Below are 12834 nucleotides of genomic sequence, written 5' to 3'. Positions count from 1 at the left end.
CGCTATCCCTCCGCCGGCGCCGGAACGCCGGCCGGCAACGTGACCCGCACGCGCCGCCCGGGAACCGCCGTCAGGTCACGGGGGTGCAGCACCCCGTTGGCGTCGGCGACCCGCCACCACTGCCCCGGATCGCCGAAGTGCCGGTCCGCCACCAACTCCGGCCGCTCCCCCTCGCTCACGACGTGCTCGGCGATCGCGGTGAACGCGGCGGGGGCGGGTAACAGACGCCGCCCCAGGTAGGGAATCCGACGACCGTCCGGCGCGACGTGCACCGAGGTCTCCACGTCGTGGTACCGACTCGTGCGCGGGTACGGCGACGGCGTGGGCAACGCGTCCAACGGGTTCACGGTCATCGGCTTCTCCCTCTCCCGGCCCTCTCCTAGACGCCGCGCAGTCCCAACGACTCCAACCGACCCCCGCCGGCAGCCCCGACGAACCGCTCCTTCTGCGACAGGTGCGCGAGGTACAGCTCGGAGCCCCGGTGCCCGGCCGGCAGGTCGTTGACGGACAACACCCGCATCCCGACCCCCACCGAAGCGCGGATCGGGTTGAGGTCGGCGTCGAACGCCTCCTCGGTGATGGTCAGCTCGGTCAGCCGCACCGGAATCACCCGCTGCGTGCCCCAGACGAACAACGTCAACGGACTCTCGATCGGCGTGATCTCCAGGGTTCCCGCCGCCGCCAACGCCTGATTGGCCCGCAACCGCCCACTGGGCGGATGAACAAGCGTCTCCAGATCCGCGAGCTGCGGGTGAATCCCGCTCGGCGCGGGGACATCGAGCTGGTCGGTCGCGTCGATCTCGGCGGTGAACTTCCACGTCTCCACCGCCGGCCCCTTGAGCCGCAACGCCTCCGTCCGGTCCCCCTGGTCCGCCCCGGCGGCCTGCGGCGCCAACGACCGCTCCAGGCTGTCCGGGTTGAACTGCAACACGATGACCCGCTGCGGCGTCCCCCGTTCCGGATCAACGATCACAATCCCAGCCCGCAACGGCTTCCGCAGATCCGCGTACCTCGTCACGGCTCCCCCACCCCCACCTCATGTGTCGCCAGGCGCTCCCTGCTCATCACGAGGCACCCACCTGGTTCTCGATCGCGGTCGCGATCGCCCGTGCCTCAGCCCGGAGGTCGGGGTCCGCGTCGTGCTCAGCGACTTCGCGGAGAAGTGGAACGAACTCCGGCCAGAACGGGTAAGAGGTCGCCCACACCCCTGCGGTCCGCAGCCAGCCCTCGGGAGAACGAGCGGCGTTCGCCACGTGGTCGAAGAAACTCTGATCGAAGTGGTCAGGCGCGCCGATCCCCGCTCTCAGGAGGGCACGCGCCCGCTCCTCCTGCCCGCCACCTCGCCGTACCTCCGCCAGCAGCTCCGGCCACGTCCAGGGACCGAGGTAACTCGCGACAAGAGGCGCGAATTCCTCCACCCTCTCCTGGCTGGGACCGGTCACGACCACGAAGGAACAACCGGAACGGTGGTCCTCGAGGTAGTGCAGCTGCACGTCCAGGGTGAGCGCCCACACGCACTCGTGGACGATGCCTTGCTCAGGCTCCGCCCGCGACTCGCGAATCCGTCGGAGAGACAGCTGCCGAACCAACTCCTCGGCCTCTGCCAACGGATCACATCCTCGAAGGACCATTCGGGGGCTGGAGAAGCTGCTGGAGGTCACCTAGTTCCCTCCGGTCGTTGGCTGCCGCACTCTCGTTCCTTCCTTCAGGAACCGGTCGATCCGTTTCGCGAGTTCCTGTCGTAATCGTTCCCGGTCGCCTGGGCCACCGACCAGACCGGACAACAATCCCACGGCGCGGAGCGCGACGATGATCCGGTTGGCCAACTGCTCCGGCGTCTCCAGCTGCCCACGCAGCCGGGCGATCCCTTCATCGCGATCCCTGGCCGACGCATCCCTGGGGCGTCGCCCTCTCGCGTACATCTCCTGTTCCCACGCCTTCGTCGCTCTCTCGTCACTGACCTGCGTGAGAGATGGAGCGCCCGTGCCCAAACGACGTCCTGTCTCCCGAAACGTACGGACGTGCTCCTCGAGCTCACCCACCGCATCGATCGAGCCCCGCTGGGAGAACGCCATGTTCGCCACGATCTGCCCGGGCGGAACCTGAGAAGAGTTCTCCGTGAGCTGGTGCAAGGTCGCGAGACTCGACACGTAAGCGAATCTGCTTCGCATTGGCTCGGCGATCAGCGGAACAGCAGCCAGCTGTGTTCCGCTGGACTGTGGGATTCCCTGTCCGCTCTGGTTGTAGTCGCCCGCCCCTCGGGCCCGCAGCGCCGCGAGTGCGGCCTCCTTGTCCTGCCCGCCCAACGTCCTCGAGAACTGCTTGTAGGTCTGGTGCGCCATGCTTTCCGGAACGTAGAGCTTTCTCTGCGGGTCGTACACCATGGGCGTGAGACGACCCGGGATGTTGGCCGATGGGCGGCTCCGTTTCTGCTCGGAGGCGATGACCGAACGCGGGCGGTCCCCGAAGGTGAGCAACCGTCGCCGGGGAAGCTGGGCTCCGGCCTCGGACAGCCAGGTCGCCGCTGCGAGCGGATGCACCCCCTGCGGAATGTTGATCCTGGCGACGGGCTCGGAAACCACCTGTTTGCGAACACGCTCCCAGAAGTTCGGGTCCACGAGGCCCCGCACGTCTCCTGGGACGTGCTCCACGAGGCCGACCTGCCTGCGGTGCTCCGGATCGTTCTCGCGGAAGTGCCGCACGCGCTCCAGCACGGTCTCCAGAATCTCCTCGTCAAGCAGCTCCGTGGTGTCCGTGACCGGCTCGTCGGGATTGAGACGGGCGAGTACCTCGCGCGCTGGCGTACCCAGCAGATCCAGGCCGGTCAGCCGATACCAGACACGCATTCCCGCCAGGACCACCGCGAGGATGCGGCGAGGCACACCCCTGCGGAGGAGGCGTTGGAGGCGGGGGCGGATGCGGGCGACGATGAGGTCGAGGCGGCGTTGCTTGGCCGCTGGGGAGTTGCGCTGCTCTTGGTCGCGGCGGCGTTGGGCCTGGCGGCGGCGGAGTCGGTCGCGGAGGCGGTCGCGGGTGCGGCGGTAGCCATCGCGGAGGCGGCGGGCGCCGTTGGTGAGGGCGCGACCGATGCGGGTGTTGGCGAGGCGGCGGCCGAGGGCTCGGCCGGCGGCGCGGACCCGGTTCAGTCCACTTCGGACAGCGCCGCGCGCCTGGTTCCAGCGCTGGCGGATCGGGCCCGCTGGGCGGGTGGGGCGGGGAGCTGGGCGTTGGCGGCGCTGTCCGGCGACCGGGCGCGGCGCGGAGCCGCGCGCTGGGTCGGTTCGCCTTGGCGCGCCACGGCGTCCGGCTGGTCGGCCCCGGGTGCCGGCTGTGGGAGTGCCGGGACGACGTCGGGCTCCGACCCCGGTTCGGGCGCGTGGGGGGCGTAATGCCTGGCTGGCCGCGCGCAGTCCCTGGCGGGCGCGGTTGACCGTCTGGCCGGCCGCGCGCCGGGCGCCGCGTCCGGCGCGCGTCAGTCCACGCATGATCTTCTGGGCGATGCCGCGAAGTGAGCGGCCGACGCCCTTCGCCGCCGAGGCCAGGCGGGCCATCAGGAAGTTGCTGACGAACTCCAGCAGTGCCACCACACCGGTGGCGATGGCCTGCGCGAACAGGGGGGCCGCGCCGCCGGAGCGGACCGCCTTGAGGAAGGAGAAGAACGCGCCGATCGCGGCGATGATCCGGCTGATCGTTCCCCAGGCCGCGACGAGGGCCTGCACGATGGCCAGCACCGCGCCGGCCGCCGGGATGATCAGGGAGATCAGCCGCTCGATGACGATCGCGACCAGGATGCCGGGCAGCGCGGAGACCAGGGCGTCCCAGACCATCCGGCCCATGCGGGCCAGGGAGAAGCAGCCGCGCACGAGGACGTCCATCACCGTGCGGCCGAGCCCGAGGATCTGCTCGACCTTGTCGTCGAACCACTGCCGGACGGCGGTCTTGACGGCTTCCCAGAGGTGGTTCTGGATTCCGTCGCGGGCGGCGGCGCCCAGCTTGCCCAGCCAGCCGCCGGGGTCGGGGGCGATGTCGGCGACGAGGGCGGCGAACTCGCCCAGGAGCTGGATCGCGGCCTTCGCGAACTCGATCGCCGAGTTCACGGCCGTGCGCACGACCTCGACGGCGGCCTTCAGGCCCGCCTCCAGCACGTTGAGCAGTGCGTTCAGGCCGTCGGCCAGCAGGTTGAGCAGCGCCGTCACGCCGGCCTTGAGGTCCTCGGCCAGGCGGTTGACGGTGGCGATCGCGGCGTCGCGGACCTCCTCGATGCCGCGCCGGATCCGGGCGGCCAGCTCGGGGAAGAAGATCGCGAGACCGTCGCAGAGCTTGATCAGGATGTCGGCGAGGGTGTTGATCAGGCCGACGATGAGGTCGCGCGCGAGGTTGATGATCCCGGTGACGAACTCGGTGAAGCCCTTGATGATCCCGGAGACCACGCGGCGCGCCGCGTCGAAGATGTCGGTGATCGCCTGGACGAGCGCGTCGAAGAACTGCTCCACTTTGGACGAGATCCAGCCGAGGATGCCCTCGGACTCGCGCTTCTTGCGCTCGCGTTCCTTGCGCGCCTTCTCCTCGGCCTGCTCCCGCTCGCGGTGGATGCGGTCGTTGTCCTCCTGCTGCCTGCGGTCGCTCTCCCGGTCGGTCTCGGTGCGCTTGCGGTCGATGTTCCCCCGGGTCTGCTCGTGCTCGGTTCCGGCCTGGTTGTTGGCGTCGCCGATGGCCCGGTCCTGCTCGGCCCGCCACTCCTCGCGCCGGGCCCGGGACTCGTCGGCCACGCGGCCGCGCTCGGCCGCCTGCGCCTCGGCGTTCGCCGAGACGGTCCTGGTCACCTCGGCCTCGTGCTGGGCCCGCGCCTGGGCCTCGCCCTGCCGTCGCGTGTCGTGCTCGGTGGCCATCCGCGCCTGGCCCTGGCCCACCGCGGCCTGGATCTGCGGTCCACGCTCCTGTTGCGCGACAACGGCAACACCCGCGTCCGCGGGTCCGCCGGCCGCACCTCCGCCAACCGGGCCGGCAGCGGCCGGGCCGGCAGCTCCCCCGCCTCCCCCGGCTCCACCGCCTCCGGCCGCGGGGACCTGCGCGGTGAGGGTTTCGCCCGGAACATTGGGGTAGATCTGGTCCTCGCCGAGCGGCTGGGACGCCGCCTCGCGTCCTGAGGAGAGGATTCCCTGCGCGGACTCGCGCATCTTGGCGGCCTGCTCGTCGCCACGCGCGGGATCGCTCTCGCCGGTCAGCTCCAGTCTTGGGGGCGCGCCGACAGTGGTGTGCAGGGCGGGATCAGTGGTGGGAACGTGGTTGACCGCGTTCTGCACGTTGCGCACGTCGCGGTCGGTCACCCGGCCCTGGGGATCACCGGCGACGTGCGGGTTTCCTGTTCGTTGGGCCGGGTTGGCGCCCGGCGGTGGCGGAGTCTTGGCCTGTTGCTGTTGCCGGCCGCCCTCGGCACGCACCCGCTCCAGCCGCGCGTCGGGCGCGTTCTCCGGTGCCGGGACCTGCGGCGCACCGGACAGGGTTTGCGGCGCACCGGAGGGACGCTCCATTGTGGGCGGTGCGCTCTGCAGGGCGCTGCGATCCTCGCCGACGCTGCGACCCACCGCACTGTCCACACTGGCCAGTGCGGGTTGCATCTGGTCGGGAGGTAACTGGCCGACGGCGGCGAGTCCGGCCTGAGGGTCCTGACCGGACAGATCGGGCGCGGGCGGTCGTTGCTCGGCGGGTGGCGGTGCGCCGCCACCACCTCCGCCAACGACAGCGCCGCCTTCTCCACCACCGCCCTGGGCGGCCTCGGTCGTCGGTTCCGGCGGGCCGCCGCACCCGCCGCCGCCCGCCTCCAGGGAGGCGTCCGGGGCGGGAGATCCCATGGCGTCCGGGGTGTCGCCGACCGGGCCGGCATCCGCCGGCTCGGGGTCGACATCCGCTCCAGGTCCACCGGGAAGGGCTCCACCGCCGGGCATCGGTGCTCCGCCGGGTGCTGGCCCACCAACGCCCGGGTCCATCCCACCGGCCGCGGGGGCGTCGAGGCCGACTGGTTCGGCCTCGGGTGTCTCGTCGGGCTGGACTGGCTCCGCCGCCGGTGGCGGAGCGACGGGGCCGCCACGGTCTCGCGGGTCGGGCTCCGGCCCGACCTCGGCGTCCAGCGGACGTTCGGCGGGAGCGTCCTCCTCCGGCTCGGGTTCCGCCTGCGGCTCCGGCGTTTCCGGCGCGGGCTCCGAGGCGGGCTCGGGCTCCTCGGTCGCGGGCTCCGCCGCTTCCTGCTGTTCAGCCCGGGTCGGGGGTGGGGCGGGGAACGCGGGCGCGTCGGCGGGACGTGGCGGGGTTCCGCTGGCGGGCAAGGTGATCTGGTCGGCGGTGGGAATCCGGGAGACGTCGAGATCACCGGCCGGCAGGTGGTCCTCGGGTCGGAGCTCGGCCGCAGGCCGCTCCTCCTCGCGTTCCTCGTCGGCGGATTCCTCGTCCGGCGGAGCGCTCACCTCGCTCTCGGCTCCGGACTCCAGTCCGAGAGGTCGCTCCTCCTCGCCGGGCTGCTCCTCCGCGCCCGGTCGGTCGAGCAGACCGTGGTGCGCCAGCGGGCTTTCCGGTTCCTGGGCGACCGCCTCCGCCTGCTCGGGCTGCGCCGCTCCCGCCCCGGCTTCCGGTGCTGCCGCACCCACCTCGGGACCGGCTCCGGCGGGCGGCCCCTGGCCTGGCGGCGGTTCGGCTCCGGGCGCGCCGGGAACCTGGCCCACCGGCTGAGCGGCGACCTCGTCCTCGGCCCGCTGGGCCTCCTCCTTTTCCTTGCCCTCCTTGCCCTCCTTGTCCTTCTCGCCGTCCTCCTTGTCGTCCTTCTTGTCCTTGTCCTCCTCCCCCTCCTTCTTGTCCTTCCCCTCGTCCTCGCCGGGCTCCTTGTCCTTCTCCTTGTCCTTCTCCGTCCCGGGTTCCTCGCCAGGCTCCTGGTCGGTGTCCTTGCCCGGTTCCTCGCCGGGTTCCTTCCCCGGCTCCTCGCCGGGCGCGGGGTCCTCGGTGTCGCCCGGCTCCTGCCCGGGTTCCTGTCCTGGCTCCGGGCGCGGAGCGGGGTGGTCATCGTCGGTTTCCCGGTCGGCGTCCTGTTGGTCCTGCCGTTCCCGGTCGTCCTGCTCCGCGTCGTCGCGCCGCTCCTCCTCGGCCTGCCGCCGCAGGTTCTCGATCCACTCGATCGCCGTGGTGACCGGCTCCGGAACGAGAACGGACGCCTCACTCGGCCCCGCCCCGGTCTCCGCCTCGGCGACCAGCTCGCGGAGCCGCGCCAGATCTCCGGACGGCAACCGGGTTTCCAGTCGCTCCAGCACAGAACTGCGCAGATCCGGGGTGAACCGGGCGAGCTGTGCCCGCACCCGGCCCGAAACGTCGGTGGGGTCGCCCCGCAGACTGCGCAGCACACCCGCCACCAGGCGCTCGACCAGCGTGGCCGGGTCCAGGTGCTCGGTGCGCATGCGGTCCGCGTCGACCGTGGCGTACCGCAGCCAGGTGGCCGTGCCGGCGTGTTCCTGGAGCTCGGCGCGCTGCCCGTCCTCGGCCCGCGCGATCCGCTCGGCCTCCCGTTCCACGGCCTCGTGCGGCAGGCTGACCGCGCCCGCCTCCCGGCCCGCCCACAGCGCGCCGGCGACGTCCGGCTCCTGGACGGTGTGCAGGAGCTCGTGGGCCAGCAACCGCCGTCCGGCGAGCGTGCCGGGCTCGTAGGCGCCCTCGGCGAAGAAGATGTCCTGTCCGACGGTCACGGCGTCCGCGCCGAGCAGGTCGGCCACCGCCGCCGCGTCGCGGTCGGTGTGCACCCGGACCCGGCCGAAGTCGTGGCCCAGTGCGCTTTCCAGGTCCCGACGCAGCCCGAGGTCCATCGGCTGCCCTGGCGAGGCGAGCACCTCGCGCAGGTCTCGCGGCGTGCGCGACGACCGCTTCCCGTTCTGTCGCCGGGTGTCCTTGTCGCGACCCGGTTCTTCAGCGCGCCGGGGCAGGGCTCGGGTCATGTCCGCCCCCTTCCGCGCCGCGTCAGTCCTTTGTGGACGGATTGGGCCAGTGCCGCGCCGAGCCGACGCGGTGAGGCCGTGCGGGGCAGCGGCGGCAGACCGGAGAGCACGTCGACCGCCCAGTCGCCGTTTCCGGCCGAGCCCACCCCGCGCTCGCGGAGCAGCCGGTTCAGCTCGCGCTCGAACGCGCCGGCCACCAGGTCCGGGTCGACGCCGGGAAACCCGTCGAGGACCAGCTCGCCGATCTCGACGTGCACGCTCGGCTCGGCGCGCCGGTCATCCGGACTCACACCCATCCCGCCACCTCCCCCGGTGTCAGGGAGCGCTCCAGCTTGAGGTACTCGGTGCGGGCGGCGGCCAGGAAGTGCCGCATGGCCAACGGGGTTCCCTCGTCGGCCGCCAGGAAGGCCGCCGACAGGGCGACGTTGCGGATGCTGCCACCAGCAACGGTGAGCTGGGCCAGGCGGTCCAGGTCGAGGCCGTCGACCGGCGTGGCGGCCGGGATCACCCGACGCCAGATCTCCGCCCGCTCGCCGGGGCCGGGGAACGGGAAGTCGACCACGAACCGGATGCGCCGCAGGAAGGCGGGGTCGAGCGCCTTCTTCATGTTGGTGGTGAGGATGGCCAGTCCCCGGTAGGACTCCATCCGCATCAGCAGGTAGCTGACCTCGATGTTGGCGTACCGGTCGTGGCTGTCCCTGATCTCGCTGCGGCGGCCGAACAACGCGTCGGCCTCGTCGAACAGCAGCAGCGCACCGCCGCGCTCGGCCGCGTCGAAGACACGGCGCAGGTTCTTCTCGGTCTCCCCGATGTACTTGCTCACCACCTGGGAGAGGTCCACGACGAACAGGTCGACGCCCAGCTCCCCGGCGAGCACCTCGGCGGCCAGGGTCTTGCCGGTTCCGCTGTTGCCGGCGAACAACGCGGTGACGCCGAGCCCGCGCCGCAGGACCGCCTCGAACCCCCAGTCCCGGTAGACCGTCGCCCGCTGCCGCACCTGGGCGACGACCTCGGTGAGGATCGCCCGCTGCGCCTCGGGCAGCACGAGGTCGTCCCACTGGGCGCGGGGCTCCACCCGCCGGCCGAGCTCGTCGAGCGCGACCCTGGCCTGGTGCAGGCCCGCCCGCCAGGCGAGGCCGGCGACGTCCTGCCGTCCGTCCGCCGCCCGCCGGGCGACCGCCCCCGCCGCGCGGATCACGTGCGCGGGCAGGGAGAACTGGGCGACCAGACGGCCGAGCTCGTCAGCGTCCGCGGCGTGGTCGGCGCCCGCGAGGGCGCTCGCCCACAACGCGCGCTGCTCGTCCTCGGTGGGGGTGTCGACCACCACGCGCTCGCGGTGCTGGTGTCCGGTCCTCAGTGGATCGTCACTGGAGATGACCATCGGCACGGCGAGGGCGTGGGCGAACAGCTCCAGCGCGGCCAACCGGTCGGTGGTCGCGTCGGTGACCTCCACGAGCAGGACGGCGGGGAGCAGCAGCGACTCCCGCTCCCACAACCGCGCGGTGGCCTCCCGCTCGGCCGGGTCGGTCGGCAGGTCCGCCGCGCGCAGCACGTAGAGCGACGCGCCCGAGTTCCTGGCGGCGGTGGCGGCCACCTCCCACCGGCTCCGCTGGTCGCTGCCGACGAGCTCCACGTGGGGTCGCCCGTCGACCTCGTGCCACGCGGTGCTGATCGCCTCGGCGGACCGCGCGTGCGAGCCCGGCAGGTCCGGCACCGGGTCGACCCGGCTGACCACCCCGTGCAGCCGACTGTCCACATAGGGCACTCCGGCGAGGAAGTGCAGCACGCGCTCGTCGACCCGGAGCCGGCTCGTGGTGAGCGGTCCGTCGTCGGCGAGTTCCACGAGCCGCCACCGCCGCAACGGCGCGACGGGGGTCAGCGCGCTCCAGTGCGCTTCGGGAAACGCCGCCAGCGCCAGGGAGAACGTGGGGTAGTCGCGACGCGGGTCGCCGCTGGCGGCGGCGCACCTCGGCCCGGTGCTCGGGTCCAGCTCGGCCGCCGTCGCCAGCAACAGGACGTCCCGCTCGAAGGACGTGAGCCCGAAGCACGAGCACAAAGTGGCCAGCGTGCTCGACTCGGGCGCGGGCGACGGCTTCGCGTCCGGCTCCCGGCGGTCGGCGTGCGCGTCCACCCGGGCCAGGACAGCCCGGATGGCGCGGACGAGGGCTCGCTGGTGCGCCTCGCCGCCGGACCCGCCGCCCCTGCCCACCTGGCCCCCTCTCCGCCTCAGCTCACGTCGACCAGCGGGCCGGTGAACGCTCCGTCGGCGAACTCCAACGGGCTCTGCGCCCCGTCCACCTGAACCCGCACGAGATACCGACCGGCGGCGACTCCGGTGACCGGAACCGTGAACTCCCGCACCGGGTCCGACCCCGGCGCCAGCGGGAACCGCGCGTCGAACTGGTAGCTGCGCGGGCGATCCCGCGGTCCGTACTCGTCCAACAGCAACACCGCACGTTGGTCCAGCGACACGGGGATGTCGGTGCGGACGACGATTCCCCCTTGCTGCCACCGCGCGCGCACCACGCGCGGACGTCGGACATAGGGCACCAGGTTGGATTCCAGCCAGGGACGGGTGACCGGCGGCTCGCCCAGCGTCACCTCGTACCGGAACTGCACGCCGTGCGTTCCCGGCGGCAACGTGTCCGGCTGCCGGAGAACCACGCGGTCGTCGGCCAGTCGCACGACGTTCGCGCGCTTCCCGCCCACCATCGCGGTCAGCCCGGGGCGGCGGAGGTTGACCCCGAACACCACCAGGTCGCGGTCCGCGGTGATCGGCCCCTCGTCCGGCGCGACATCCGGGCCGGAGCCGGACGGAACCGAGAGCACGCGGTCGAGCCCCGGACGCACGAAGGGTTCCACCCTGATCGCCCGTCGCAGCACGGGTTTCCCGGCGGTGGGAGTGGCCCTGCCGTCCAGCAGCACCGCTGTCGCCTGGTACGCGACCGACAGCGCGTACGGCGTCTGCAACATCGTCGACCACAGCTTGGACAGGTCGTCCAGGTCCATCTGCGCCGGGGTGAACCGCACGCGTTGCGGCGAGGCGGCGAGGTCGGTGCCGGCCAGGTGCGCCCGCTGCGCCGCCGCCTCGATGTCGGTCCGGGACAGCACCGGTTCCTCGTGCAGGGAACGCACGACCGCGCCGAGCAACTGCTGCGGGACGAGTTTCGTCTCGTCGCCGTAGAAGCTGATCAGGTAGTGCAGGTCGATCGCGGCCTGCGGGCGGCGCAGGACCGCGCCGTCCGGACCGCGCGTGGGCGCGTCCCGGTTGCGCATCGCCGCGTTCGGCGTGACCTGGTACAGGAACACGCTGATCGTGGGGTCCTGCGGGGGCTCGGCCGGCGGCTTGCCCGGCACCACGTTCACCCCGAACCCGATGTCCGGCGGCAGGGACCGGGCCAGGAACAACATGAGGGCTTCCGTGGCGGTGGCCACGGCGAGGACGTTGCTCATCGGCGTCCGCCCTCCCGGTCCAGGAACCGCTCCAGCGAGACCGCGGGCTCCGGTCGGCCCGGACGCGCCCGCTCCGGCTCGCGCCGCGCGGCGGAGGCGGTCACCTCCAGTCGCCCGATGGACACGCGCACCGTCTGCTCCGGCTGGCGCGCCGGGGCGCGTCGGCCGAACGACGGACCGGCCCGACGACCGTCTGTCCACTGTGGAGGAACAACACCGGGCGGCGGTGCGGTGGGCGGCACGAGCTCGCCAACCGCGTCGGGCGTGCGCACCGTCCACACAGGAGGGACGACCTCCTGGGCGGCAGGACGAGAGGGCGGAGGAACGACCGGCGTTCGCACGACCGGCCGCACCACGGCGGCCGGGGTGGTGACACCGGGGTCACCTCGCCCACCAGGGTCCGCTTTCCTCGACACGGGAACGGAAGCGTCGTCCTGGGCACGACGTACGACGTGCTCCTCGTGCTCCACCCGCTGGCGCTCCACCGGACGCGACGCCGCCACCGGAGCAACCGTCACCTCGCCCGGCGAACCGACGCGCGTGGGCCAGGTCAGCGGTTCCGCCGCGCTCATGTCGGCCACCTCGCCGCGCTCGAAGAGATGCGGAAGCCGCGGACGCACCAGAGCCTCCCCCTCGGGCATGGCGACGCCGGGGACGGTCCGGGCCACGAGACGGTCGAAGAAGTCAGCCATGGCCGACCAACTCCAAGTAGTACCGCCGGCGCAACGGGCTCAGCGCGAGGACCTCGGGCTCGCTCCAGCCGTAGGCCGAGGCGAGCAGGTGCACGTCCACCAACGTTGACCTGGCCCAGTTGTCCAGTTCGGACCACAGGTACGAGGCGATGTCCACCGCGGCCTTCGTGCGGTGCCCGCACTCGGCGCACGGCAGGTCCAGCCGGACGTCCGCGCCGGGATCGGCCTCGGCGGCGGCTTGGGCGACCGGCTCCCGCAGATCGTCGGACAGCTCGCGCACGAGCTCCGCGTCCGACTGACCGTCCACAGTGAGCACACACCGCTCCAGCAACACCGCCTTCGCCTCCTCCGCCGACCCGGCCGCCACCGCGGCGAGCAGGTCGCCCGAGGTCGGCAGCCGGAACCGCACCACGCGGCCGCCGACCTTCACGACGAGCGGTTCCGCCGGCGGCGGCGACAACGACAGGACCTGGCCGACGTCGAAGTCGAACTCCAGCTCCTCCCCGCAGCCGGCGCAGGTGATCCGACCGTTCAGCCGCTCGCCGAACAACCGCCGCCGCAGGCCGAACAGGTCCAGGTCGCGTTCGCCCAAAGGGACGGCGAGGTGGTCACCGGGCTCGCCGCCCCGCGCCAGCGCGTGCAGCAACAACGCGCGCTGGACCGCGCCCGCGCTCACGCCGGCCTCCCAGGTGGCCAGCAGGTCGCTTGCGGACCGCACG

General features: G+C 72.6%; 9 protein-coding genes. All 9 read right to left on the bottom strand.

The window, feature by feature from the left end:
• Window positions 1-2 precede the first annotated feature (2 nt).
• Genes BUE43_RS08030 through BUE43_RS07990 form a run of 9 tightly spaced genes read right to left on the bottom strand, consistent with a single transcriptional unit; the run spans window position 3 to window position 12833 of the window.
• On the bottom strand, window positions 3-353 hold the full coding sequence (locus BUE43_RS08030; RefSeq protein ID WP_073480726.1) for a S24/S26 family peptidase: 351 nt from the start codon (window positions 351-353) through the stop codon (window positions 3-5).
• Window positions 354-379: 26 nt separating this feature from the next.
• A complete protein-coding gene (locus BUE43_RS08025; protein ID WP_073480725.1) occupies window positions 380-1018 on the bottom strand; it encodes a CIS tube protein in 639 nt (212 codons plus the stop codon).
• Window positions 1019-1064: 46 nt separating this feature from the next.
• The gene (locus BUE43_RS08020; RefSeq protein WP_073480724.1) at window positions 1065-1607 is read right to left on the bottom strand and encodes a hypothetical protein; all 543 of its coding nucleotides are present in this window, start codon (window positions 1605-1607) and stop codon (window positions 1065-1067) included.
• Window positions 1608-1661: 54 nt separating this feature from the next.
• Window positions 1662-7970 (bottom strand): eCIS core domain-containing protein, encoded by a 6309-nt coding sequence (locus tag BUE43_RS08015; RefSeq protein ID WP_083959447.1) that lies wholly within the window; start codon window positions 7968-7970, stop codon window positions 1662-1664.
• Entirely contained in the window at window positions 7967-8266 is a 300-nt protein-coding gene (locus tag BUE43_RS08010; protein ID WP_073480722.1) for a hypothetical protein, read from the bottom strand. Before BUE43_RS08010 ends, BUE43_RS08015 begins: the two co-directional genes overlap by 4 nt.
• Window positions 8257-10179 carry an ATP-binding protein gene (locus tag BUE43_RS08005; RefSeq protein ID WP_073480721.1) on the bottom strand — a complete coding sequence of 641 codons (1923 nt, stop codon included), beginning with the start codon at window positions 10177-10179 and terminating at the stop codon, window positions 8257-8259. Before BUE43_RS08005 ends, BUE43_RS08010 begins: the two co-directional genes overlap by 10 nt.
• A gap of 17 nt (window positions 10180-10196) precedes the next feature.
• Entirely contained in the window at window positions 10197-11423 is a 1227-nt protein-coding gene (locus BUE43_RS08000) for a Pvc16 family protein (protein WP_073480720.1), read from the bottom strand.
• A complete protein-coding gene (locus BUE43_RS34100) occupies window positions 11420-12115 on the bottom strand; it encodes a hypothetical protein (RefSeq protein WP_073480719.1) in 696 nt (231 codons plus the stop codon). Before BUE43_RS34100 ends, BUE43_RS08000 begins: the two co-directional genes overlap by 4 nt.
• Window positions 12108-12833 (bottom strand): T4 family baseplate hub assembly chaperone, encoded by a 726-nt coding sequence (locus BUE43_RS07990; RefSeq protein WP_073480718.1) that lies wholly within the window; start codon window positions 12831-12833, stop codon window positions 12108-12110. The genes BUE43_RS34100 and BUE43_RS07990 overlap by 8 nt, the downstream gene beginning before the upstream one ends.
• Window position 12834 lies beyond the last annotated feature (1 nt).

This window comes from Streptoalloteichus hindustanus (genome assembly GCF_900129375.1).
In the GTDB taxonomy this organism is placed as follows: domain Bacteria; phylum Actinomycetota; class Actinomycetes; order Mycobacteriales; family Pseudonocardiaceae; genus Streptoalloteichus; species Streptoalloteichus hindustanus.
Note: the sequence above shows the minus strand (reverse complement) of the source record. Positions and strands in the feature narration are given on the sequence as shown.